The organism is Micromonospora sp. NPDC005203 (assembly GCF_042872705.1).
Classification (GTDB): Bacteria; Actinomycetota; Actinomycetes; order Mycobacteriales; family Micromonosporaceae; genus Micromonospora.
In genome coordinates, this window is the sequence record NZ_JBIAKV010000012.1 from 41,414 (window position 1) to 63,986 (window position 22,573).

The 22,573-nt window shown below is 71.9% G+C and carries 20 protein-coding genes, 1 tRNA gene and 4 pseudogenes; 7 read left to right on the forward strand and 18 right to left on the reverse strand.

Annotated features, from left to right (window positions below):
• Positions 1-196 precede the first annotated feature (196 nt).
• Complete coding sequence (locus ACFYPM_RS23985) at positions 197-454, forward strand: DUF3040 domain-containing protein (protein WP_091409372.1); 258 nt, start codon at positions 197-199, stop codon at positions 452-454.
• 4 nt (positions 455-458) lie between these two features.
• On the opposite strand, the gene ACFYPM_RS23990 is transcribed toward ACFYPM_RS23985, so the two are convergent.
• The 4 genes and pseudogenes from ACFYPM_RS23990 to ACFYPM_RS24005 form a co-directional block, all read right to left on the reverse strand.
• Positions 459-1,376, reverse strand: coding sequence for an SWIM zinc finger family protein (locus ACFYPM_RS23990; protein WP_387200896.1), 918 nt, complete (start codon positions 1,374-1,376; stop codon positions 459-461).
• Between the two features lie 73 nt (positions 1,377-1,449).
• Positions 1,450-3,615 (reverse strand): annotated as a pseudogene (locus tag ACFYPM_RS23995) (DEAD/DEAH box helicase); the annotation flags it as partial.
• Positions 3,616-3,686: 71 nt separating this feature from the next.
• Positions 3,687-4,644, reverse strand: a pseudogene (locus ACFYPM_RS24000) (ATP-dependent helicase); the annotation flags it as partial.
• Between the two features lie 227 nt (positions 4,645-4,871).
• Positions 4,872-5,390: a DinB family protein gene (locus ACFYPM_RS24005; RefSeq protein ID WP_387200899.1), complete on the reverse strand. Its 519-nt coding sequence runs from the start codon at positions 5,388-5,390 to the stop codon at positions 4,872-4,874.
• Positions 5,391-5,472: 82 nt separating this feature from the next.
• Here ACFYPM_RS24005 and ACFYPM_RS24010 point away from each other — a divergent pair, with 82 nt between their 5' ends.
• On the forward strand, positions 5,473-5,679 hold the full coding sequence (locus ACFYPM_RS24010) for a hypothetical protein (protein ID WP_387200902.1): 207 nt from the start codon (positions 5,473-5,475) through the stop codon (positions 5,677-5,679).
• 8 nt (positions 5,680-5,687) lie between these two features.
• Here the strand turns inward: ACFYPM_RS24010 and ACFYPM_RS24015 are convergent, their stop codons facing one another.
• Together ACFYPM_RS24015 and ACFYPM_RS24020 are read right to left on the reverse strand one after the other, a co-directional pair.
• Positions 5,688-6,830, reverse strand: coding sequence for a polysaccharide pyruvyl transferase family protein (locus ACFYPM_RS24015; RefSeq protein WP_387200904.1), 1,143 nt, complete (start codon positions 6,828-6,830; stop codon positions 5,688-5,690).
• A gap of 103 nt (positions 6,831-6,933) precedes the next feature.
• The gene (locus tag ACFYPM_RS24020) at positions 6,934-8,139 is read right to left on the reverse strand and encodes an HAD-IA family hydrolase (RefSeq protein WP_387200907.1); all 1,206 of its coding nucleotides are present in this window, start codon (positions 8,137-8,139) and stop codon (positions 6,934-6,936) included.
• 191 nt (positions 8,140-8,330) lie between these two features.
• On the opposite strand from ACFYPM_RS24020, the gene ACFYPM_RS24025 reads away from it, so the two are divergent.
• Both ACFYPM_RS24025 and ACFYPM_RS24030 read left to right on the forward strand, forming a co-directional pair.
• On the forward strand, positions 8,331-9,071 hold the full coding sequence (locus ACFYPM_RS24025; RefSeq protein WP_387200910.1) for an SDR family NAD(P)-dependent oxidoreductase: 741 nt from the start codon (positions 8,331-8,333) through the stop codon (positions 9,069-9,071).
• 98 nt (positions 9,072-9,169) lie between these two features.
• Complete coding sequence (locus ACFYPM_RS24030) at positions 9,170-9,922, forward strand: hypothetical protein (protein WP_387200913.1); 753 nt, start codon at positions 9,170-9,172, stop codon at positions 9,920-9,922.
• Between the two features lie 4 nt (positions 9,923-9,926).
• On the opposite strand, the gene ACFYPM_RS24035 is transcribed toward ACFYPM_RS24030, so the two are convergent.
• Positions 9,927-10,478 (reverse strand): DinB family protein, encoded by a 552-nt coding sequence (locus ACFYPM_RS24035; RefSeq protein WP_387200916.1) that lies wholly within the window; start codon positions 10,476-10,478, stop codon positions 9,927-9,929.
• 135 nt (positions 10,479-10,613) lie between these two features.
• On the opposite strand from ACFYPM_RS24035, the gene ACFYPM_RS24040 reads away from it, so the two are divergent.
• Positions 10,614-11,027, forward strand: a complete 414-nt coding sequence (locus ACFYPM_RS24040) for a hypothetical protein (protein ID WP_387200919.1) — start codon at positions 10,614-10,616, stop codon at positions 11,025-11,027.
• A gap of 29 nt (positions 11,028-11,056) precedes the next feature.
• On the opposite strand, the gene ACFYPM_RS24045 is transcribed toward ACFYPM_RS24040, so the two are convergent.
• Together ACFYPM_RS24045 and ACFYPM_RS24050 are read right to left on the reverse strand one after the other, a co-directional pair.
• Positions 11,057-11,260 (reverse strand): heavy-metal-associated domain-containing protein, encoded by a 204-nt coding sequence (locus ACFYPM_RS24045; protein ID WP_387200922.1) that lies wholly within the window; start codon positions 11,258-11,260, stop codon positions 11,057-11,059.
• Positions 11,257-11,673, reverse strand: a complete 417-nt coding sequence (locus ACFYPM_RS24050) for a nuclear transport factor 2 family protein (RefSeq protein ID WP_387200924.1) — start codon at positions 11,671-11,673, stop codon at positions 11,257-11,259. The genes ACFYPM_RS24045 and ACFYPM_RS24050 overlap by 4 nt, the downstream gene beginning before the upstream one ends.
• A gap of 81 nt (positions 11,674-11,754) precedes the next feature.
• On the opposite strand from ACFYPM_RS24050, the gene ACFYPM_RS24055 reads away from it, so the two are divergent.
• On the forward strand, positions 11,755-12,342 hold the full coding sequence (locus tag ACFYPM_RS24055) for a TetR/AcrR family transcriptional regulator (RefSeq protein WP_387200927.1): 588 nt from the start codon (positions 11,755-11,757) through the stop codon (positions 12,340-12,342).
• A 382-nt stretch (positions 12,343-12,724) separates the two neighbouring features.
• On the opposite strand, the gene ACFYPM_RS24060 is transcribed toward ACFYPM_RS24055, so the two are convergent.
• The 8 genes and pseudogenes from ACFYPM_RS24060 to ACFYPM_RS24095 form a co-directional block, all read right to left on the reverse strand.
• Positions 12,725-12,796 (reverse strand) — tRNA-Val (locus tag ACFYPM_RS24060).
• Positions 12,797-12,872: 76 nt separating this feature from the next.
• Positions 12,873-13,337, reverse strand: a complete 465-nt coding sequence (locus ACFYPM_RS24065) for a peroxiredoxin (RefSeq protein ID WP_357244880.1) — start codon at positions 13,335-13,337, stop codon at positions 12,873-12,875.
• An 86-nt stretch (positions 13,338-13,423) separates the two neighbouring features.
• Entirely contained in the window at positions 13,424-13,861 is a 438-nt protein-coding gene (locus ACFYPM_RS24070; protein WP_387200930.1) for a DUF3052 domain-containing protein, read from the reverse strand.
• A gap of 113 nt (positions 13,862-13,974) precedes the next feature.
• Positions 13,975-15,936, reverse strand: a pseudogene (locus ACFYPM_RS24075) (thiamine pyrophosphate-dependent enzyme); the annotation flags it as partial.
• A 317-nt stretch (positions 15,937-16,253) separates the two neighbouring features.
• Positions 16,254-16,602, reverse strand: a pseudogene (locus tag ACFYPM_RS24080) (transketolase); the annotation flags it as partial.
• A gap of 51 nt (positions 16,603-16,653) precedes the next feature.
• Positions 16,654-17,058 carry a MarR family winged helix-turn-helix transcriptional regulator gene (locus ACFYPM_RS24085; RefSeq protein WP_357378832.1) on the reverse strand — a complete coding sequence of 135 codons (405 nt, stop codon included), beginning with the start codon at positions 17,056-17,058 and terminating at the stop codon, positions 16,654-16,656.
• A gap of 874 nt (positions 17,059-17,932) precedes the next feature.
• On the reverse strand, positions 17,933-18,337 hold the full coding sequence (locus tag ACFYPM_RS24090) for a YjbQ family protein (protein ID WP_387200933.1): 405 nt from the start codon (positions 18,335-18,337) through the stop codon (positions 17,933-17,935).
• 26 nt (positions 18,338-18,363) lie between these two features.
• Complete coding sequence (locus ACFYPM_RS24095; protein WP_387200936.1) at positions 18,364-18,918, reverse strand: hypothetical protein; 555 nt, start codon at positions 18,916-18,918, stop codon at positions 18,364-18,366.
• 172 nt (positions 18,919-19,090) lie between these two features.
• Between ACFYPM_RS24095 and aceE the strand changes: the two genes are divergently transcribed.
• On the forward strand, positions 19,091-21,829 hold the full coding sequence (gene aceE, locus ACFYPM_RS24100; protein WP_387200939.1) for a pyruvate dehydrogenase (acetyl-transferring), homodimeric type: 2,739 nt from the start codon (positions 19,091-19,093) through the stop codon (positions 21,827-21,829).
• Between the two features lie 196 nt (positions 21,830-22,025).
• Here the strand turns inward: aceE and ACFYPM_RS24105 are convergent, their stop codons facing one another.
• Positions 22,026-22,472 (reverse strand): SRPBCC domain-containing protein, encoded by a 447-nt coding sequence (locus ACFYPM_RS24105; protein WP_088988232.1) that lies wholly within the window; start codon positions 22,470-22,472, stop codon positions 22,026-22,028.
• Positions 22,473-22,573 lie beyond the last annotated feature (101 nt).

Here is a 22,573-nt window from a genome sequence, read left to right on the forward strand (position 1 = left end):
CGGGCACAGACCGGACCGCGCCGCCACACGCGACACGTTCCGCGTCGTTCACCACCACAGGCAAACTTAAGGTTTGGGTAAGCCGGACATGAGGTGACCTCACGTGGCGGAAAAGTAGCAGCAGCGGGTGAGCGTGAGCCGCCGCAGCAGCGGGTATGCCGCCGAACCGCTGAACGCGTGAGGGGAAGGCAGCGCCATGCTCAGCAAAGAGGATCAGCGCAGATTCGACCAGATCACCCGTCAGCTCCGGGAGAGTGACCCGGCCTTCTTCAACCGGCTGGACCACCGGGCCCGGGCCCGCAGGGGCCGCTACCTGATGTTGTTGACCATCGTGCTGTGGGCGTCGCTGCCGGCGATAGCCGTCTTCGCCGGTCGGTTGACCGGCGCGATCTGCGCGGTGGTGCTGGTGGCCAATGCCGCGATCATGTGGCGGTTCCGCCGCCGGTGGACGTGACGGATCACCGGTCGGCCGGGTTGAACGCCCGGTACGCGCGGCGCAACCGTTCGAGCAGTCCCGGCCCGCCGATGGCCGGCGCTGGCGCTCCGAGCTGGCGCAGCAGCAGGTCGGGGCCGGTCGCCAGCCGGGGTGGCCGATCGGGCAGCGGCACCGGCGGCATCCAGAACCGGTCCGCGGCATCGGCCAGCGGAGTTGCCGGCAGACCGGCCAGCGCACGGGCCGCACCGACGGGTGCCACGACGTCCACAGTCGAATCCTCGTCGTCCGCTTCGGACGGTGGATCGGCCGGGGCGGGTGGCAGAGCCGTTCCGGTGGCCTCGACCCGCCGGGCGCGCAACTCGTCGAGCAACTCGGCACGGGATCGACCGCGCCAGTGCAGCAGCTCGAACGGGTCCGCGTCGAACGCCTCGGCCAGCAGGTAGAACGTCGCCGCGAGGTGCTTGCACGGCACGGCGAAGTCGGGGCAGTCGCACCGCTGGGTCAGCTCGTCCACGCCGGTCGGGAAGAGCGGCGCGCCGGCGGCGACGAACAGCTCCTCCAGCTCGTCGGGGAGGTCCCCGGCAAGCAGCCGGGCGCTGAAGAACGCCTGGCCGGCCAGCTCCGCCTCGATCCGGGACCAGAGCGCGGACGGAAACGGCTTCAGCGCGATGGATGCCTGGTACGGCTGCGGCCGGGAGCCCTGCACCACCGCGCTGACCCGTCCGGGCGCGATGTCGAGCGTGAGCACCTGGCCGGCCCGCGCGTACGACCGGCCACGGGTCAGCCGGGTGCCGAGCGCGAACGACTCCAGCACCTCCAGGAACCGCCGCGACCACCAGGAGCGACCGATCGCCCCTCGGGCGCTGCGTGCCCGCAGTCCCCCGTCGACCCGGCGGGGGCGCCCGTAGTCGGCGAACCGGTCGGTACTCGGCTGGCTCACGCCAGCGCTCCGCTGCGCTCCGCGCCGGCGTGAGGCACCACGTTGCGCCTGATGGTGCGCGTGCTCCGCTCGCTCACTCCACCACCGCCCCGGCCTCCAGGGCGAACAGGTCCCGCAACTGACCGGTGGACAGCTCGGTGATCCACTGCTCGCCGGTGCCGACCACCCGCTCGGCGAGGCTGCGCTTGTCCGCGATCATCGCGGCCACCTTCTCCTCGACCGTGCCGGCGCAGACGAACTTGCGGACCTGCACCCGTCGACGCTGCCCGATCCGGAACGCCCGGTCGGTGGCCTGGTCCTCCACCGCCGGGTTCCACCAGCGGTCCACGTGCACCACGTGGTTGGCGGCGGTCAGGGTGAGCCCGGTGCCACCGGCCTTGAGGGAGAGGACGAACAGCGGCGGACCGTCCGCCGACTGGAAGCGCTGCACCATGGCGTCCCGTTCGGCCTTACCGAGGCCGCCGTGCAGGAACAGCACCTCCCGGCCGAACCGCGCCGACAGGTGACCCCGCAGCATCGCGCCGAACTCGGCGTACTGGGTGAACAGCAGTGCCCGCTCCCCCGCCGCCAGCACCTCCTCCATGATCTCGGTGAGCCGGGCCAGCTTGCCGGAGCGGCCCTCCAGCGGCGAGCCGTCACGCAGCAGTTGGGCCGGGTGGTTGCAGACCTGCTTGAGGCGGGTCATGGTGGCCAGCACCAGGCCGCGTCGCTCGATGCCGTCGCTTGTCTCGATCCGGGCGAGCATGTCGTCCACCACCACCCGGTACAGGGCGGCCTGCTCGGCGGTGAGGTTGCAGAGCACCTCCATCTCCAGCTTCTCCGGCAGATCCGAGATGATCGACGAGTCGGTCTTGAGCCGGCGCAACACGAACGGCCCGGTGATCCGGCGGAGCCGTTCGGCGGCCTCGGCGTCGCCGTGCCGTTCGATCGGCTCGGCGAACTGTTTGCGGAACGTCACCGCCGGACCCAACAACCCCGGATTCGCGAACTGCATGATCGACCACAGGTCGGCGAGCCGGTTCTCCACCGGCGTACCGGTCACCGCCACCCGCTGCCGGGCGGGCAGCGCGCGGACCGCCTCGGCCTGCCGGGTCGACGCGTTCTTGATCGCCTGCGCCTCGTCCACCACCACCCGGTGCCAGTCGATGCCGGCCAGGTCGGCGGCGTCGCGGGCGGCCACCGAGTAGGTGGTGACGACCAGGTCCGCGCCGTGCGCGGCCGCGGTGAACTCCGCCCCCCGCGCCCGCTCCGCCCCATGGTGTACGTGAACCCGCAGCTCCGGGGTGAACCGGGCCGCCTCCCGCTGCCAGTTGCCGACCAACGACATCGGACAGACGAGCAACGTCGGTCCGGCCTCCGGTGGGTCCCCGGCGAGCAGCGCGAGCAGTTGCACCGTCTTGCCCAGCCCCATGTCGTCGGCGAGCACACCGCCCAAGCCAAGTGAGCGCAGGAATGCCAGCCAGGCCAGCCCGCGCTGCTGGTACGGCCGCAACGTCCCCTGGAAGCCCGGTGGTGGGTCCAGCGGGGTGAGCCGACGCTCGACCGCACCGGCGAGCAGGTCGCCCAGCGCCCCGTCGGCGGTCACCTCCAGCACCGGCAGCGCCCCGGTGGCCTCGCCGTCGGCCAGCCCGAGGCGGAGCAGGTCGGCGACGGTCAGCTCGCCCGCCGAGCGGAGCAGCCGCAGACCGGCGGCGAGCCGCCCCGGGTCCAGCTCGACCCACCGGCCGCGCAGCCGTACCAGCGGGGTCTTCATCTCCGCCAACGCGGCCAGCTCCTCGGCGGACAGCGGCTGGTCACCGAGGGCGATCTCCCAGCGGTAGTCGACCAGGGCAGCCAGACCGACACCGGCCTCCATGCCACCGACCGTGCCGGGCGCGGTGCGGCTGCGGGCCCGCAGCCGGGCGCCGAGCCGCGCCGACGAGCGCTGCCACCAGGACGGCAGCAGCACCCCGAAACCGGCCGCGTGCAGCACCGGAGCGCCCTCGCTGAGGAACCGGTGCGCCCCCTCGACGTCGAGGTCCATCGCCTCGGGGGCGGCGGTGCGCAGCGCGGCGTCCAGGTCCGGCCAGAGCCGGCTGGCCCGGCCCAGCTCGGCGAGCAGCGTCTCCTGCGGGCTGGTCGTCCGGCCGGCCAGGCCGCCGAGCGTCTGCGGCGCCCGCCAGACCTGCCCGGCGTCGACGTGCAGACCGGGCTCGTCCGCGGCCTGCAACCCGAACTCCAGCCGCCAACGCCCACCGCCCACCGACTCGACCGGCACCGGCACGATGTCGTTCGGTGCCGGTCGGGTGGCCAGGATCGGTTCGGTGACCTCGTCCGGAGCCGGCTCCACCAGCCGGAAACTGGCCCGCACCGGGCCGCCGGCGGCGTCCCGCTGCCAGGCGTCCAGCTCCTCGCGCAGCGTGGTCAACGCCGTGGGATCGACGGTGAAGTCACGCTGCGGGCCGGCGAGCGCCGCCAACCAGGCCGGTGCCGGGCCACCCGGGCGCAGTCCCCGGGCCAGGGTGGTGGTCGCCAGGGCGGCCCGCGCGGCGGCGTCGGTGAGCGCGTCGAGCGCATCCGCGACGACCTCGGCCGCAGTCAACTCGCTCCCACCCGGACCACCGGCCAAGGCCGCGATGCCGGCCGGGTTGAGGCCGGCGGAGTCCACGGCGGCTCGGGCGGCTGGCGGCAGGGCCAGCGCCAGCGAGCGCGCCCAGGCGGCGTCGGTGCCGGTCAGCAGCGGACGCCAGACCGCCTGGGCCGGCACCTGCGCGGAACCGCCCGACGAAGCCCCTGCGGCCGTGCCACCGGCCGTCGCGGCGACGCCGGGCAGGACTCGGCCACGGGTCACCAGGTCGGCGGCGAAGTCGGCCAGTTCGGCGAGGTGGCGCAGGGTTGACCCGGGCACCGCCGGGAGGTCGTCCAGGGCGCGGAGCAGCGAGAGCGCGTCGTCTGGGGCGTACACCAGCACGGGGACGCGCCACCCGGCCAGGGTGAGCCGGCCGCGGGCCGGGGGTGCGACGGCGGTCCGGATCAGCTCGGGCGAGTCGACCGGCGCGCCCGCCCGGGTGGGCAGGGTGAGCAGCGCGGTGCCGGGGTGGGCCGGTTCGGCGGCCTCGGCGAGGACGGCGACCAGGTCGGCGTGCCCGGCGGCGAAAGGGTGCGGGCGTTCCCGGGGCGGCCGGCCGGACCGGGTCGGCGCCTGTGGCGCGGCGCTGTCCTCGGCCCAGACGACGAGGCCGCCGGTCGAGTCGTCGCCGGGCAGCCACAGCCCGTGGATGACCAGCACCTGCTCCTCCTCGTCGCCGCCCGCGCCCAGGATAGGCGGCCCCGGCGCGACCCTCGCGCACCCCGGCGCACTCCTCGCGCGATCTCGCACACTCCTCGCGCGATCTTGCAGTTTCTGTCGGCGATCCGTGCCGTATGCCCGTTATGCCGCGACAGAAAGTGCAAGATCGCGGGGTTCGGGGTTCGGGGTTCGGGGTTCGGGGTTCGGGGTTCGGGGTTCCCGGGTGATCAGAGCGCGCCGGACTCGCCGTCGGTCAGCTCGCGCAGGATGTCGGCGTGACCCGCGTGCCGGGCCGTCTCCTCGATCAGGTGCACCAGGATCCAGCGCAGCGACACCTCGCCGAGCTGTGGGTGCGGCACCACGTGGTCGAGGTCGAAGCGGGCGGCGACCGCCCGCGATCGGGCGCAGGCCCGCTCGTACGCCTCGGTGAGCTCGACAACGGTGTCCTGGTCACCGCGCGTGAAGCTCGCCACCGCATCCTCCTCCGAGGTCAGGTAGACGTCGCCCGGTTCGGGGGCCAGCAGGGTCGGGAACCAGTTCCGCTCGACCAGGGTCAGATGCTTGACCAGCCCGGCGAGCGTGGTCGCCGAGGGCACCAGCCGTCGGCCCGCGTCGGCGTCGGAGAGACCGCGCAGTTTGCGCAGCAGCACGGCCCGGTGGAAGTCGAGGAACGAGTCCAGTACGGCGCGCTCCTCGCCGGTACGGGCGAGCACCGGGCCGAGCGTCGGATCGATCGTCTGCTCCATCCGCCGACCCTAGCCACGGGTCGGGTCGCCCGCTGCCCCGCTATCCGCTGCGGGCGGGCGGCACGACGGGCAGGATGGGCGCATGGCTTCATCCGTGCGGATCCTTCTCGTCGGCGGCACGGCGGACGGGCAGACCATCACCGTCGAACTGGACAGCAACGGCCGTCCACCGCTGACCCACCACCACCTCGGCTCGGGTGGGCTGGCGCAGGCGCAGATCTACGAGCTGGAGACCGCCCAGGAGGAGGCCCGCGAGTGGCGCTACCGGTGGACGGGTCCCGCCGTGTGACCGCCCACTCAGACCCGGGTGAGGGCCTGGCTGCGCAGGCCCTCCAGCACCCCGCGGGTGACCTCCGAGGTGCCCCGCGCCTGCTCGCACACCTCGGCCACCCGTCGGGCGGTGGCCTCCGCGCGTTGCTCCCGCTCGTCCCACAGCCGGTCGACCTCGGCCAGCAGCGGCCCCTCGACCTCCCGCTCCACGCCGCGCAGCGCCGGCACGCCGAGCCGCTGGGCCAGGTCGAAGACCTTGCCGGCGTACGGCAGGGGCAGGAACGGTGTGCCGACCATCGCCGCGAAGATCAGGAAGTGCAGGCGCATGCCGACGGCCAGGTCGAAGTGGCGCATCAGTCCGAGCACCTGCTGCGGCGAGTAGGTGCCGTGCAGGATCCGACCGTGATCGGCGGCGACCATGTGGGAGAGCACCCCGTGGGCGTGCCGGATGTCGTCGCGTTCCATCGGCACGAACAGCACGTACGCGTCGATCCGGTGCACCAGGAAGTCACCGATCTGGGCCAGCAGCCGGTGGTAGCCGTCCACGTCGAGCCGCTCGGCGGCCCGCCCCGGCTCCCGCACGCTGATCCCGACCAGCCGCTTACCGACCGGCACGCCCTCCTCGGCGAGCAGGTGGGCCGGGAAGTCCTCGGGTTGCAGGAGGAACGCCGGGTCGGCGGTGACCGTGATCGGATTGAGCAGACCCGCCTCCTCCAGCACCATTCGGGACTCCTGGTCACGGACCGTCACCTGGGTCGCGCCGGAGAGCGTCTCCCGGACCATGCCGGTGTCCACCGCGTCGCTGAGCGGCCCGACCCCCACCGCGTACGTGATCAGGGGCAGGCCGCGTTCTTGGGCGACCCGGACCACCCGCAGGTAGCGGCGGGCCTCCCGGTCGTAGAGGATGCCGCCGCCACCCAGGATCAGCAGGTCGAGTTGGGCCAGAACGAGGGCGGAGTCGGTGCGGCTGACGCCTTCCCAGGGCACCGCCTCGACGTCCGGGTGGGCGGCCCGCGTGTGCTCCGGGTTACGGGAGAAGACGATGATCCGGGCGTTTGGTTCCTGCGTCCGCAGATCGGTGAGCAGGCCGGTGAGGATCGCCTCGTCGCCGAGGTTTCGCCCACCGTACGAGCCGAGCACACCGATCGTCAGTCCGGCACCGTGCGTCATCCGTCGCTCCTCCCCAGGTGCGGTCCGCGCCGGTTTCCCGCTGGGCAGGTGAACAGTCCTGCCGAGGGGACCAGCCTGGTTCGCCCCGGGCCGCGCCGGCGGCTCAGCCTGCCCCGGCGATCCGCTTCGACATCTGTTGCGAGGTGACCTCGAAGCCGAGACTGCGGTAGAGCCCGATCGCGACGGTGTTCGTACCGAAGACGTTCAGACCCAGCTCGGGCACCTCAAGCTGGGCGAGTTCGGCCTCGATGAGCTGGATCATCCGGCGTGCGTACCCGCGTCCCCGGTGCGCGGGATGCACCTCGATGTTGTCGATCCGGGCCTGGCTCGGGGCGGCCGACGTCGGCAGTCTCACCCAGATCCAACCGACCTCGGTGTCGCCGACCCGGCCCAACCGCAGCAGCGCCCCCTCGCTCGCCGCGCCCGCCGGCAGCGACTCCCGGATCTGGGTGACCGACCGCTCGTGAGCCGCCTCCGGCGTCAACCCCGAGTGCGCCACTAGGTCCTCGGCGTACCCCTGCTCCAGCGCCCCGAGCAACCGGACCAGGTCCTGCTCGGTCATCGGTGTCAGCGTCAACTCCACCGGATCCCCCTTCGTCGTCGCCGGGGAAGAGTGCAGCAGATCCGACCCGGGTACGCCAGCGGGTTCGCCGGTTGGCGACGGGTCCAGGTGGTGCGCCAACTGCGTCAGGTCGTCGAGGCGCAGGTCGCCGTCGAGCCCTTTCAGCGCGGCGGTCATCGCCCCGGCGGCCCGCCCGGCCCGCAGGCCCACCTCGGCGTCCTCGACGACCAGACACCGTGTCACGGGTACGCCCAACAGGGCGGCGGCATGCCGGTAACCCTCCGGATCCGGCTTGCCGACACGCACGTCCTCCACAGTGACGAGCACGGGAGCGCTGATGCCGGCGGCACCGAGCCGAGCCTCGGCCAGCCGCCGGTCGGCGCTTGTCACCACCGCCCAGGGCAGCTCCAGCCGGGCCAGCGCCCTCAGCAGGTCGCGCGTCCCGGGGGTGGCCACCACGTCGGCCAGGTCGTCGTACTGCAACGCGAGTTGCCGTGCCGCCGCCGCGACGACCGTGGTGTCGTCGAGCGCGGGCAGCAGGCGGCGGATGGTCCGGTCCGCGGGGCTGCCATGGGCGATCGTCAACGCGGCCGCCGGGTCGACCCCGTACTCGGCGGCCCAGCGCTCCCAGGCCCGCTCGACGGCGGCGTCGGAGTCGACGAGGGTGCCGTCCATGTCGAACAGCACCGCGCCAATGCCACCCAGCCCCACGATCACCTTCCCCGTCGCCCGGTCCCCCCAGACCACCCTCCCCCGCCCTCCACGATCTGCGCAACTTCGGTGATCCTGCTGTCTCGTCGGCCGTTGCGGCAGCAGGATCCCTGAAGTTGCGCAGCTCGGTGGGCTGGGTGCGGTCGCGGGTATCGGACCTGGGGGTCGGAACGAGGGGTCCGATCGCCGCCAGACGGGGAGGTCGGCACGGCCACATGATCGTTTGCATGACGACACTCAACGACAAGGTCGCCCTGGTGACCGGTGGCTCCCGCGGCATCGGGGCCGGCATCGCCCTGCGCCTGGCTCAGGACGGGGCCGACGTGGCGTTCACCTACCGACAGGACGCGGAGCGGGCCGCGACAGTGGTGCGGCAGATCGAGGCGCTCGGCCGGCGAGCGCTGGCCGTCCAGGCCGACGGCGCCGACCCGAGCGCCGTGCGGGACGCGGTCGACCGGACGGTCGCCGACCTGGGTCGGCTGGACATCCTGGTGAACAACGCGGCGGTCTTCCTGGTCGGCGCCGTGGACGAACTGGGCATGGCAGAGGTGGAGCGGACGATCGCGGTGAACATCCGGGCGCCGTACGTCGCCGTGCAGGCGGCGCTGCGGCACCTGGGCGAAGGCGGACGGATCATCAGCATCGGCAGCAACGTCGGAGAGCGGGCCGTCTTCCCCGGGCTGACGCTCTACTCGATGAGCAAGACCGCTCTGGTCGGCCTGACCCGGGGCCTGGCCCGCGAGCTGGGACCACGGGACATCACCGTCAACCTGGTCAACCCCGGGCCGACGGACACGGACGCCAACCCGGCGGACGGACCGAACGCGGCGGCCATCAGCGGATTCACCGCCGTCGGCCGCTACGCTCGCCCCGCCGACATCGCCGCCACCGTCGCGCACCTGGCCAGCCCCGAGGCCGGCTACGTGACCGGCGCGGTGGTCAATGTGGACGGCGGCTTCACCAGCTGAGGACCCGGGCGGCGTCGCCAGAGGGCGCGGCGACGCCGCCCGGGTCCTCAGGTTTCGACCCTCCGGACGGCTTGACCGGACGGCATAGGGTGCCGGCCATGCCCCTGCGCGCGGCACGCCTGCTGGTCTGGCCCTTCGCCGTGGCCGCGTTCGCCCTGCGGGTGTGCGCCGAACTGTGGTTCAAGCCGGTGACCTGGCGGATCGACCCGAGTGGCGTCGCCTTCCTGGCGTGGATGGCTGTCCTCTCCGGCACGCTCCTGGTGCCGTGGGTCGGCTACGCCCTCTTGACCAGACGCAACCGGCGGCCCGCGACCTGGCTGGTGGACCCGCAGCGGCACCGCTTCGTCGCGCCGGCGAGCCCCACGTGGATGGGCTCCTGGTCGATGGTTCTCGGCTGGATCGCGGCGGCCTTCGTGCAGACCGAACGGATCGCTGGCGGGGACCGCGCGCAACTCGTCCAGATACCGGGCGCGCTGGCGCTGGCCACCGCTGTCGCGGCCGTCGTCCTGGGCGGTATCGCGCTCACCCTGCTGCTGAACCGGCCACTGCTCACTCTGGACCGACATGGCATCACTGATCAGGGCCTCGTCAGGCGGACCTTCCTGTCCTGGGATCGCCTACTGCCGGGCGGTCCGCCTCCTCCGCCCCGCTGGGCCGCGAGCATCCCCCTGATGCGGTTGGCCCCGGCGCCGGAAAAGCCGCCCCACCCGTATCCGCTGCCGGCCGGACGGCTGCACGTCGACCCGGCGTTCCTCGCGAACACGGTTCGGCAGTACGTGGAGCACCCCGAGCACCGGACGGCCATCGGCACCCAACGCGAACTGGATCGGCTGCACGTGACCCTGACGTGAACCGTCAGCGGGGCGGGTCCTCGCCGGTGAGCCCGTCGACCGACTCCCGGATCAGGTCGGCGTGACCGACGTGCCGGGCGTACTCCTCGATGAGGTCGACGAGGACCCGGCGCAGGCTCGGCACCCGGCCGTCCGGCCACGCGCCGCGGGCCAACTGCTCCGGCCCGGCGTCGGCCAGCAGCTCGGCGACGGTGGCACGGGAACGGGCCACCGCCTCCCGCCAGAGCGTGTAGAGCTGCTCCGGGGTGTCCTCGGCGGCGGAGCGCCAGTCCCAGCCGGGGTTCGCGGCCCAGTCGACCGTCTCCCACGGTGCTCCCGGTGAGCGCCCGGCCAGCTTCAGCGAGAAATAGAGATCCTCGACGAAGGCCAGATGCTTGAGCAGCCCGCCCAGGGTGATCGACGACGGGCCGAGCGTCGCCCGCAGACCGTCGGCGTCGAGCCCACCGGTCTTCCACGCGAAAGTCGCGCGCTGGCGGTCCAGGGAACCCAACAGGGTGGCGGTCTCGTCGCCCGCGACGGGTGGCTCGGGGTGACCGTGCTCGTCCGCGTTGGTCATGGTGGACGAGGCTAACGGGCCGATCGGGGCCGGTCCATCCCGCGTGGACCGAATAGAATTCCGTGGGTGAAGCCACATGTCGTTCGAGGTGGTGGCGATGCACGCCCTACGGCTCAACCTGGGCAGCAACTCCTGATGCCTGACGAAATCCTCGTCGGGCTGTGGGACAGCGGCCCGTACGACTACGGGGCATTGGAGTCCAGTTGGGTGTGCCTTCGTAGTGACGGCACCGGCTGGAGCGCGTGGGCCAACGCCGCTGGTGGCGCTTCGGTGAGCCAGTTGAGCTGGAATTGCCCCGAGGACGGCGTGTTGGAGCTGCGGTACCACTGGACCGCCTCGGGCAGCGGTCGTCCGGGCACGCCGCCCGACCTGGTGGACATCGACGAGGAGGGCCCGGACGACTCGCTGGTGCGGACCCGCTTCGTGGTTCGCCGCGACACCCCACCGCTGCTGGATTCGCCCGTCACCGGCCTCCACCTCGACGCAGCCGTCGAGTTCTCGCATCGCTTCGCGATCGTCACCCGGGACCTGGCGGATCCCGCACACTGACGCGCATGGTCCGTCCCCGGGGGCAGACGTCAGGGCAGTTCGTAGCCGGCTTCCTCGACGGCGGCACGCACCTCGGCGATGTCGAGAGGTCGGTCGCTCGTCACCGTGGCGGTGTCGCCTTCGACGTCCACTGCCACGTCGGTGACACCGGGAATCTGTTCGATCTGCTCGGTGACAAAGCCCGCGCAGTGCCCGCAGGCCATACCGATCACGTGATAGCTGCTGACGGTCATGCCGACGGCTGTCCCTCGTCGGTGGCTCGGACGGGCACGGGACGGGTGAGCATGTGCGCCTGGCGCATCCGCCCGTCGGCGGCGAACTGCCCGAAGAAGTACACGTCCACGCTGCCCTCCCGTTTGGAGGTCTGGAAGTGCAGGGTGTAGCGGGCGGCGATCCGGCCCCCGTCGGCGATCGCCTCGTGCACCTCCCACCGCGCGCCGGTCTGGTGCCTGCGGGCCGGGCGGGTGTGCGCGACGAGCTTTGCGCGGTCCATCAGGTGGCCGTCGGCGACCTGCACAATGTCGGGCGTGTGATAGCGGTCCACGACCGTCGCCGGATCCTCGTCGCCACAGGCCAGATCGTGCATGAAAGAGGTGAAGAAGTTGGCGATGAACTCCTTCGGACTGATGCCATCGAGACCACCCATGTCACCACCATCGCTCGCGATCCGGCGAATCTTTACGGCTTGTAAAATATCGATCCTCAAAACTTTGGCAAGGTGTAAGAGATGAGTGGTTCAGCGGACCAGAAGCAACGTGCCGACGCCCGCCGCAACAGCAGTGCGATCCTCGACGCGGCGGTCCGACTGCTCGACGCGCAGCCCGACGCCAGCCTCGATGCCATCGCCGGCGCCGCCGGCGTCACCCGGCAGACCGTCTACGCCCACTTCCCGTCTCGCGAGCACCTGATGGTGGCCGTCGTCCGACGGGTCACCGACGAGGCCGTCGCCGCGATGGACGCCGCCGAGCCGGACCGCGGATCCGCCACGGACGCGCTACTCCGCGTCCTCGAAGCCGGCGCACAGACCGCCGGACGCTATCCGGTCCTGATCCAGCAGATGGCGTCACTGCCGGCCAGCCCGCAGGTCGACGAGGAACGCCACGCGCCGGTCGCCGATCGGATCAACCGGGTGATCCGGCGCGGACAGGCGAGCGGCGAGTTCGACAGTGGACTCCCGGCCGGGTGGCTCACCGCGATCACCATCAAGATCGGCCACGCCCTGGGCGAGGAGGTCGACGCCGGCCGGATGTCCCGGGCCGAGGCCGCCGACGCGCTGCGTACCGTCCTGATCAGGCTGCTACGACCCAGCGGGTGATCATCTGTGTGGGCGCGGATCTGGAACCTTCCGTGGCCAGTCCGCTGCCGAGCGTTGGTCGGCAACGATGGGCGACATGGCCCGGCTGAGGAAACCGAAGACGTGCGACGACCGCCCTGGGGAGGCGCGGTGACGCAGCGCTCGCGGCACCAGCGGGGCCGGTGCCCCGTCTGTAAACGCGTCGTACCCCTCACCGCTGAGGGGGACGTCGCCCGGCACAACGGCACCATTCGTGCCTACGCCCCGCCGCAGGAGTGCCCCGGGGGTGGACAGCGAGCGGGAGCCACGGGGCCATGAGCAGAGGCGCGCGTAGTGGGCCGGGTCATCAGACGACGAGGGCCACCGGCGATCCGGCGGCCCTCGTCACGTGCCTGTCGAAGTGTGGGCGCGGCAGGTTTCGAACCTGCGACCCCCCGCTTGTAAGGCGGGTGCTCTCCCACTGAGCTACGCGCCCGGATCGCCCGTGCGGCGGGCCGGTGGCTGGCAAGCTTACCTGCTCGCCGCCGGCCCCGGCGCACGGCGTACTCCGGTCAGCCGGTCACTTCGGCCAGGGCCTTGCGCCAGCCCTGCTGGTCGCGGGCCTCGCCCGGGCCGTTCATCTCCGCGAAGCGGACCACGCCGGCCTTGTCGATGACGAAGGTGCCCCGGTTGGCGATGCCGGCGACGTCGTTGAAGACCCCGTACGCCTGGGCGACGGCGCCGTGCGGCCAGAAGTCGGCAAGCATGGGGAACTGGTAGCCCTCACGGTCGGCCCAGATCTTGTGGCTGTAGACCGAGTCGACACTGACCGTCAACACCTGGACGTCGTCGTTCGCGTACGCGTCGAGGTTGTCCCGCACCTCGCACAACTCACCCTGGCAGGTGCCCGTGAAGGCGAGCGGGTAGAAGACCAGCAGGACCGAGCGCCTGCCCCGGAAGTCCGACAGTCGGACCTCCTGGTTGTTCTGGTCCTTCAGGACGAAGTCCGGCGCCTCGGCACCAACCTCGATGGGCATGCGTACTCTCCTCGGGGGTCGAGTCGGGTTATGGCGCCAGCCGGCCACCCGACGGTGTGGACCGCCGGGCTGCGAAGCGACGCGGGCTACTTCTTGGCCTTGGCCCCTCGGCGCAGCACGAGACGTGCGCCGCTCCAGTCCCGGCCGGCGTTGACGGTCGAGGTCTGCTGCAGGCCGGCGGTGGGCGCGGACTCCGCGACCTCGCTCGGCTCGACGTGCCCGTCACGCCCCGCCTTCGGGGTGAGGAGCCACACGACCCCGTTGTCGGCCAGCGGGCCGAGGGCGTCGACGAGAAGCTCGAAGAGGTCACCGTCACCGTCGCGGTACCACACCAGCACGGCGTCGACCACCTCGTCGGTGTCCTCGTCGACCAGATCTCCAGTGCGGTCGGTCAGGGCGTCTCGGAGATCCTGGTCGACGTCGTCGTCGTACCCCATCTCCATGACGACCATCCCCGGTTCGATTCCGAACCGGTCCGCCAGGCTGCGTACCCCGTCGGCGGCCTGACCAGCGGTCGCGCTCACTGTCGCGTGCCTCCTCATCTCGTCCCTGCTCGCGGCGTCGGTGCGACGGCCGTCAGGCAAAGTCCACACAGTTGTCGGTCCGCGCGCAAGTGGCGCACCGGGTGGAACGGAATTTACCGTGCCAGCAGCGTACGGGCACCGTCGGTAATGGCTTCCGCGGAGACCAGTACGTGACGCGCTGCCGGACCTAATGGTACAAACGAGTCAACTCCCGCCACTCGACGTGCGGCACCGACATATCCGGCGTCGACCAGGGCGGCGATGACCCCCTCGCCCACCCCGCCGGATCGGCGCGTCTCGTCCACCACCAGCACCCGGCCGGTCGCCGACGACTCCCGGATGATGTCGGCCACCGGCAGCGGCGCCAGCCAGCGCAGATCCACCACCCGGGTGCCCACCCCCTCCTCGGCGAGGACCGCCGCGGCCCGCAGCGACATCCGCACCCCGTTACCGAAGGTGATGATGGTCAGGTCGTCGGCCGAGCCGACCCGGTAGACCCGGGCCCGGCCGATCGGCACGTGCCCGGACACCCACGCGCCCGGCTCCGGATAGCCGGCCAGCCACTCCCCGTCGCCCTCGGCGTACAGATCGCGCGTGTGGTAGAGCGCGATCGGCTCCACGAACACGCAGACACTGCCGTCCACCGCCGCGCTGGCCAGGCAGGTCCGCAGCATCGGTGCCGCGTCGTCCGGCCGCGCCGGCACCGCGACCACCAGACCGGGCACATCCCGGAGTACGGCCACCGAATTGTCGTTGTGGAAGTGCCCGCCGAACCCCTCCTGGTACGCCAGCCCGGCCACCCGGACCACCATCGGGTTGCGGAACGCCCCCCGCGAGAAGAACTGCATGGTGGCCGCCTCGCCGCGCAGTTGGTCCTCCGCGTTGTGCAGGTACGCCAGGTACTGGATCTCCGGCACCGGCAGCATCCCGGCCAACCCGGCGCCGAGGCCCAACCCGAGGACCGACGTCTCGTCGAGCAACGTGTCGAAGACCCGGGCCGCCCCGAAACGGTCACGCAGCCCCTTCGTCACCCCGTACACGCCGCCCTTGGCGGCCACGTCCTCGCCGAAGATCGCCATCTGCGGGTGGTCGAGCATCCCGTCCGCGAGCGCCGCGTTGATGCTCTGCGCCAGGGTCATCGGGCCGGCCAGCTCCGGTGGCTTGCCCCCGAACGCCTCCGCCCGAGCGCCGGCGCCCGGCCCACTGGCCCGCGCCGCGGCGTCGCCCACCGTTCGCGCGACCCGCACCGGACGGCGGGGCGCCAACGCCGACACCACGTCGGCCGCGGAGGCCAGCTTCGGCTCGCCCAGCACCTCCTCGGCCAGCCGGCGCACCTGCCAGCCGGTCTCGTCGTACCGGGCCAGCAACTCCTCGCCGCTGGCCACGCCGGCGTCGACGAGCAGCCGCGCGGTGGCGACCACCGGGTCCCGGTCCAGGTCCTCGGCCAGCTCGGCCGCGCTCCGGTACGCCGACTCCGCGTCCGCCCCGGCGTGCCCCATCAGCCGTACCGTTCGCAGGTGCAGCACGGCCGGCCGCCGGGTACGGCGTACCCAGGCCGCGGCCTCCGCCGCCACCGCGTACGTCTGCACCGGGTCCGCCCCGTCCGCGCTGAAGTAACGGATGCCCGGCCTGGCCCGCAGGGTGGCCTCGACCCAGCCCTCCGGTGACCGGACGCTGATGCCCAGCCCGTTGTCCTCGCAGACGAAGAGCACCGGGATGCGCAGCTTGGCGTGGTCGTACCACCCGGCGGTGTTGAACGCCGCGGTGGCACTGGCGTGGTTGACCGAGGCGTCGCCGAAGGAACACACCACGATCGCGTCCGGGGGCCACGGTGCGGCCGCCGGGGCCGCGCCACTGCCGACCCCGGTACGTCGCCCGGCGTTGTCCAGCCGGCGCAGCCGCTGCACGGCCAGCCCCATCCCGACCGCGCGGGGCAGGTGCGAGGCGATGGTGGAGGTGGTCGGCACGATGGCCAGATCGGCCCGGCCGAACACCTTGTGCCGGCCGCCGGCGACCGGTTCCTGGCTGGAGGCGACCATCCCGCGCAGCACGTCCCGGGCCGCGTCCACGTACGGCGCGAACCCGCCGGTGGGCGAGTCGGACCCGATGGGCTGGGCCTCGGTCGGCTCGGAGTGGGTCAGCTGCTCGGGATCGATCAGCGGTTCAGGGTCGGTCGACTGCTCGGTCAGGCGCTCGGTCGGGCGCTCGGTCGGGCGCTCGGTCGGGCGCTCGGTGTCGGCCAACCGCTCAGCTCCGGGCGGCACGGACCCGGGCGGCACGGACCCGGGCGGCACGGACCCGGGCGGCACGGACCCGGGCGGCACGGACCCGGGCGGCACGGACCCGGGCGGCACGGACCCGGACGGCTTCGGGTCGGCGGTCGATGCTGAGTCGGCGGCGACCTGCGCGGCGCGGACGCAGTAAAAGGCGCCGGAGCGGTAGTGCAGCAGCGCCGGATCGGTGGGGCGCAGCGCGGCGGCGACCGCGGCGTTGCCCTCGTGCCCGGCCGAGCCGATGGTGTAGAAACCCTCCCCGAAGCTTCGCAGCCAACGGCCGGCCAGGTCGAGCTGCCGGCTGGTCACCTGCGCGTCGAACAGGTCCAGCACCTGCGCGCCGGTCAGTGGGGCATCCTCGCTGAGCGGGTCGGCGGGATCACGCCGCCGCCCCGCGGCGGGCAGAGCCGCCAGGGTCTCCCGGAACCGGTCGTCGAGATCTTGCGGGGTTGTCACGTGGGACAGCATTACCGACGAGGGCCCTGGTCGCCCAGTGGGACACGGCCGGCGCGTGTCGACTCACTCCGGCCCGCAGGGCTCCAGACGGTCACCGGAGGACACCTTCCGGACCAGGTCACGAAGGGTGCTCAGCTCCCGGTCGGTCAGCCCGGACAGGAGTCGGGAGTCGGACATCACCTCGGTCACCCGGTCCCGTTCGACGCGTCCCCTCTCGGTCACCACCAACGTCTTCTGCCGACGGTCCGCGGGGTCGGTGCGGCGCTCGACCAACCCGGCCTGCTCCAGCTTGTCGACCAGCATCGTCACGTTCGACCTGTCGCAGCCCAGTCGACCGGCAAGGTCACGGGCGGGCAGCGGGTGGTCCGGGTCCAGTTCACGCAACGCCCGGGCCGCCGCCGGCGTGAGCCCCAACTCGGCGAACGCGGAGCCCTGCCGGTGACGCAGAGCGTCACTCACGTGGGCCATCCGGCGCAGCACGTCGGCCGCGAGATCAGCCCGATCCACCGGTCCACCTGCTGCGGAACCCACCTCCTGCGTCACGGCCACATCGTACGCACGCACGACGCCCGATCCCGGAGGTCAGCGATCAGGCCCGCGCACGCCGCCCACGGCGGCGACGGCCCACCTGACCCGCACGCCGCCCGCCGCTTCGACCACCCACCCGGCGAACTACGCCGACTACTCGGCGACGGCTGAACCCGGGTGGAGACTGCCGCCCGGCACGGACCGACCCCGGCAGGCACCGAACCCCGACGAGCAGCGGCCCGCGGCGGGCACCGCACCCCCGGCGGGCACCGCACCCCCGGCGGGCACCGCACCCCCGGGCGGGCACCGCACCCCCGGGCGGGCACCGCACCCCCGGGCGGGCACCGCACCCCCGGGCGGGCACCGCACCCCCGGGCGGGCACCGCACTCCCGGCGGGGATGCGGGCGGAACGGACTGGCCCGGCCTGGCCGACCATGCAGGCGAACCCTTCGCCGACAACCCGACCGGAGCCTCAAGATCTGTGCAACATCAGGGTTAGTGCTGCTTCAGCCAGCGTCGAGGCAGCACTATCGGGGAAGTTGCGCGGATCTTGAGAGCGCCCGGCGGCGATCAGCCGGCAGAGGGGCCGAATTCCCCTCTGCTCTGCGCACAATCATGGATTTAGTGGCCTCCCGCCCGCCCGAGACCACTACATCCAGGATCGAGCACGATCTTGACCCGACGCCCGACGCCCGACGCGCGAGACCCGGCGCGCGAGACCCGAGGCCCGGCGCGCGACCAGCGAGACCCGAGACCCGGCGCGCGAGACCCGGCGCGCGAGACCCGAGACCGGGGCCCCAGGCCTAGGGCAGATCAGCCGGGGAGGAACGAGAAGCGGACCTGGCGGGTCGGGTTGTCGCCGTTGGTGTCGACGAGACAGATCGACTGCCAGGTGCCGAGCGCGAGCCGGCCGCCGAGCACCGGCAGCGTGGCGTACGGGGGGACGAGCGCCGGCAGCACGTGGTCACGGCCGTGGCCGGGCGATCCGTGCCGGTGCCGCCAACGATCCGTGGTGGGCAGCAGGTCGTCCAGCGCGCTCAGCAGGTCGTCGTCGGAGCCCGACCCGGTCTCGATGATCGCCACACCGGCGGTGGCGTGCGGCACGAAGACGTGCAACAGGCCGTCGTCCTCGCCGGAGACGAACTGCTGGGCCTCGGCGGTGATATCGCGGACGGTCGGGCGTGACCCGGTCTGGACGGTGATGACGTCGCTGCGCATACGTCGCATTCTGCCGCAGGCACGAGTCAGGATCCGCCGCCACCGCCACCCGAGTCGCCGCCACCGCCACCACCGGAACCGCCTCCGGACCAGCCACCACCGTCCGACCCGCCACCGCCACCGGACCAGCCACCACCGTCCGACCCGCCACCGCCACCGGACCAGCCACCACCGTCCGACCCGCCACCGCCGTCCGACCCGCCACCGCCACCGGACCAGCCACCACCGTCCGACCAGCCACCACCGTCCGACCCGCCACCACCGTCGGACCCGCCACCGCCGTCGGACCAGCCCTCGACGCCGGTGCCGCTCCCGTAGTCGCTCGTGCCGCTCCCGTAATAGGTATATGGGGTGTAGGTGTCGTCGTGCCTGCGGCGCTGAGCCGGCACCGGCAGCGCCCTCGCGGGGGCACCCAGGCCGCTGCGCGCCTGGACCGCGCCGAACACCACGGCGGCCAGACCGAAGATCACGACCGGGAGTACGGCGGGGTCACCCGACAGCAGCACCAACGTTCCGGGAATCGCCGCGAGGGTCCCGACCGCCAGAAGCGCACCGCCCGCAGCCACTCGTCGTCCGTTCATGGCGTCACGATAAAAGGCCCAGACAAGGGGTCGAGGGCATTCCGTAGCACTAAGTTACCGGTGGGTACCTGTGTTCAGCATCGCGTCCGGGGGACCTAGACGTGACGAGGGGTGCCACCAGAGGGCAGGATGGCGCTAGAGACCTATCCCACACACAACCGAGGGAACGCCTGTGGCTACGGAACGCAAGCGCCCGGTGATCAGCGACGGCCTACCGAGCCAGCTTCCGGACATCGACCCTGAAGAGACAAGCGAATGGGTCGAGTCGCTTGACGGTGTCATCGACGAACGCGGTGCCAAACGCGCCCGCTACGTCATGCTGCGCTTGCTGGAGCGGGCCCGTGAGCGCCAGGTCGGGGTTCCGCCCCTGACCACCACCGACTACATCAACACCATCCCGTCGGAACGCGAACCGTGGTTCCCGGGTGACGAGCACGTCGAGCGGCGGATCCGGGCGTACGTCCGGTGGAACGCCGCGATGCTGGTGCACCGGGCGCAGCGCCCGGAGATCGGCGTCGGCGGGCACATCTCGACCTTCGCCAGTTCGGCGTCGCTCTACGAGGTGGGCTTCAACCACTTCTTCCGGGGCAAGAACCACCCGGGCGGCGGCGACCACATCTTCTACCAGGGCCATGCCTCCCCCGGCATGTACGCGCGGGCGTTCCTGGAGGGGCGGCTCAGCGAGCACCAGCTCGACGGGTTCCGCCAGGAGTTGTCGCACCCCGGCGGTGGGCTGCCGTCGTACCCGCACCCGCGGCTGATGCCGGACTTCTGGGAGTTCCCCACCGTCTCGATGGGTCTCGGCGGCCTGAACGCGATCTACCAGGCCCGGTTCAACCGCTACCTGCAGCACCGCGGCATCAAGGACACCTCGCAGCAGCACGTCTGGGCGTTCCTCGGCGACGGTGAGATGGACGAGCCGGAGACGCTGGGCGCCATCGGCGTGGCCGCCCGCGAGGAGCTGGACAACCTCACCTTCGTGATCAACTGCAACCTCCAGCGGCTGGACGGCCCGGTCCGCGGCAACGGCAAGGTCATGCAGGAGCTGGAGTCGTTCTTCCGGGGTGCCGGCTGGAACGTCATCAAGGTCGTCTGGGGCCGGGAGTGGGACCCGTTGCTCGCCGCGGACACCGACGGCGCGCTTGTCAACCTCATGAACACCACGACCGACGGCGACTACCAGACCTACAAGGCGGAGTCGGGCGCGTACGTGCGGGAGCACTTCTTCGGCCGCGACGCGCGGACCCGCAAGATGGTCGACCCGCTCAGCGACGACGAGATCTGGAACCTCAAGCGGGGTGGGCACGACTACCGCAAGCTCTACGCGGCGTACAAGGCGGCCACCGAGCACACCGGTCAGCCCACCGTGATCCTGGCGAAGACGATCAAGGGCTGGACGCTCGGCTCGCACTTCGAGGGCCGCAACGCGACCCACCAGATGAAGAAGCTGACGCTGGAGGACCTGAAGACCTTCCGCGACCGGCTCTACCTGGACATCCCGGACAAGGCGCTGGAGGACAACCCCTACCTGCCGCCGTACTACAACCCGGGTGAGAAGTCCGAGGAGATCCAGTACCTGAAGGAGCGGCGCGAGCAGCTCGGCGGGTACCTGCCGTCCCGGCGGACCAGCACCAAGCGGCTGACCATCCCCGGTCCGGAGCGGTTCGCCGACGTCAAGCGCGGCTCGGGCAAGCAGAAGGTGGCCACGACGATGGCCTTCGTCCGCCTGCTCAAGGACATCATGAAGGACAAGGAGTTCGGCAAGCGCTGGGTGCCGATCATCCCGGACGAGGCCCGTACCTTCGGTCTCGACTCGATTTTCCCCACCGCGAAGATCTACTCGCCGCACGGCCAGCGCTACACCTCTGTCGACAGGGAGCTGTTCCTGTCGTACAAGGAGTCGACCACCGGGCAGATCCTGCACGAGGGGATCAACGAGGCCGGCTCGGTCGCCTCGTTCACCGCCGCGGGTTCGGCGTACGCCACGCACGACGAGCCGATGATCCCGATGTACATCTTCTACTCGATGTTCGGGTTCCAGCGGACCGCCGACGGACTCTGGGCGGCAGCCGACCAGATGGCGCGAGGCTTCCTGCTCGGCGCCACCGCCGGTCGGACCACGCTCAACGGTGAGGGCCTCCAGCACGAGGACGGGCACTCGCTGCTGATCGCGGCCACCAACCCGGCCGTGGTCGCGTACGACCCGGCGTTCTCGTTCGAGATCGCGCACATCATGGAGCACGGCCTGCACCGGATGTACGGGGACGCGCAGGAGAACGTCTTCTTCTACCTGACGGTCTACAACGAGCCGATCCTGCAGCCGGCCGAGCCGGCCGGGGTGGACGTGGAGGGCCTGCTCAAGGGCATCTACCGCTACTCCCCGGCGCCGGCGGTCGACGGCCCGAAGGCCAACGTGCTCGCCTCCGGCACCGGCATGCAGTGGGCGCTCAAGGCCCAGCAGTTGCTCGCCCAGGACTGGGGGGTGGCCGCCGATGTCTGGTCGGTGACCTCCTGGACCGAGCTGCGTCGCGACGCGGTGGAGACCGAGGAGTACAACCTCCTCAACCCGGGCGCCGAGGCGAAGGTGCCGTACATCCAGCAGAAGCTCGCCGACGCGGACGGGCCGAAGGTCGCGGTCAGCGACTGGATGCGGGCGGTGCCGGATCTGATCGCCCGCTGGGTGCCCGGCGACTACACGTCGCTCGGCACCGACGGCTTCGGCATGTCGGACACCCGGCACGCGCTGCGCCGGCACTTCCACGTCGACGCGGAGTCCATCGTGGTGGCCACGCTGCGGCAGCTTGCCCGCAGCGGTGCGGTGGCGGCCAGCGTGCCGGCCGAGGCCGCCAAGAAGTACGCGATCGACGACGTCAACGCCGCCCCGGTCGGCGAGACCGGCGGCGACAGCTGATCCAGCACCATCGAGGAAGGGCCCGGCGCACACGCGCCGGGTCCTTTTCGGTACGACCCCACTGGCGTCGACCAGCGAGGTGCGGTGGGGGCCGAAGCCCGTGCGGTCCGGGAGCCGGAAGCGGCGGCGGTCCGGGGTCCCTGGCGGGGATCCGGACCACCGCCGTCGCGGGTGACGCCGGGAGGATGGGCGCTCGTCAGCCGACGGCGGCCAGGTCGGTGAGCCGGGCCAGCGAGTCCTCCAGGTCGGCGCCGACCCGACGCAGTCCGAGGCGCAGCAGGGCAGCCTTGACCGGGCCGGCCGGCCAGCGGACCACGATGAGCCGCACGATGGTCCCGCCCTCCTCCTCGTCGGTGGTGAGCTGGACGTAGATCTCGGTGCGCGCCTCCGCCCGAGAGCCCGCGCCCTTGGCCCGTTCCCGCCAGCCGATCAGCGTCGGTTCCTGGTAGGCGATCACCTCGGCCTCGTGCGCCGAGCCGCGCCCTGCCTGGACCAGTTGTCGCCGGCCGAAGCCCTCTCCCGAGAGCACCTCGGCCGCGCGGACGCCCGCCAGCCAGGCCGGCAACTGCTCGGCCCGCTGGACGACATCCCAGACCACTTCAATTGGCGCCGCCACGTGCGCACTGCGTTCAACGAGGATCATTTCCGTCTTTCCTCCGGTGAGGACATCCCACGATATCGGCACTCTATGCGCTAAATCGGACTTACCTGGACGGGTTCGGAAAAAGACACGCCGATCAACCA

Bases quoted from the DNA above. Each gene is read 5' to 3' on its own strand.
- ACFYPM_RS23985 (WP_091409372.1), top strand. From the start codon at position 197: ATGCTCAGCAAAGAGGATCAGCGCAGATTCGACCAGATCACCCGTCAG.
- ACFYPM_RS24005 (WP_387200899.1), bottom strand. From the start codon at position 5,390: ATGGAGCAGACGATCGATCCGACGCTCGGCCCGGTGCTCGCCCGTACC.
- ACFYPM_RS24010 (WP_387200902.1), top strand. From the start codon at position 5,473: ATGGCTTCATCCGTGCGGATCCTTCTCGTCGGCGGCACGGCGGACGGG.
- ACFYPM_RS24015 (WP_387200904.1), bottom strand. From the start codon at position 6,830: ATGACGCACGGTGCCGGACTGACGATCGGTGTGCTCGGCTCGTACGGT.
- ACFYPM_RS24025 (WP_387200910.1), top strand. From the start codon at position 8,331: ATGACGACACTCAACGACAAGGTCGCCCTGGTGACCGGTGGCTCCCGC.
- ACFYPM_RS24030 (WP_387200913.1), top strand. From the start codon at position 9,170: ATGCCCCTGCGCGCGGCACGCCTGCTGGTCTGGCCCTTCGCCGTGGCC.
- ACFYPM_RS24035 (WP_387200916.1), bottom strand. From the start codon at position 10,478: ATGACCAACGCGGACGAGCACGGTCACCCCGAGCCACCCGTCGCGGGC.
- ACFYPM_RS24040 (WP_387200919.1), top strand. From the start codon at position 10,614: ATGCCTGACGAAATCCTCGTCGGGCTGTGGGACAGCGGCCCGTACGAC.
- ACFYPM_RS24045 (WP_387200922.1), bottom strand. From the start codon at position 11,260: ATGACCGTCAGCAGCTATCACGTGATCGGTATGGCCTGCGGGCACTGC.
- ACFYPM_RS24050 (WP_387200924.1), bottom strand. From the start codon at position 11,673: ATGGGTGGTCTCGATGGCATCAGTCCGAAGGAGTTCATCGCCAACTTC.
- ACFYPM_RS24055 (WP_387200927.1), top strand. From the start codon at position 11,755: ATGAGTGGTTCAGCGGACCAGAAGCAACGTGCCGACGCCCGCCGCAAC.
- ACFYPM_RS24065 (WP_357244880.1), bottom strand. From the start codon at position 13,337: ATGCCCATCGAGGTTGGTGCCGAGGCGCCGGACTTCGTCCTGAAGGAC.
- ACFYPM_RS24085 (WP_357378832.1), bottom strand. From the start codon at position 17,058: ATGGCCCACGTGAGTGACGCTCTGCGTCACCGGCAGGGCTCCGCGTTC.
- ACFYPM_RS24090 (WP_387200933.1), bottom strand. From the start codon at position 18,337: ATGCGCAGCGACGTCATCACCGTCCAGACCGGGTCACGCCCGACCGTC.
- ACFYPM_RS24095 (WP_387200936.1), bottom strand. From the start codon at position 18,918: ATGAACGGACGACGAGTGGCTGCGGGCGGTGCGCTTCTGGCGGTCGGG.
- ACFYPM_RS24105 (WP_088988232.1), bottom strand. From the start codon at position 22,472: ATGATCCTCGTTGAACGCAGTGCGCACGTGGCGGCGCCAATTGAAGTG.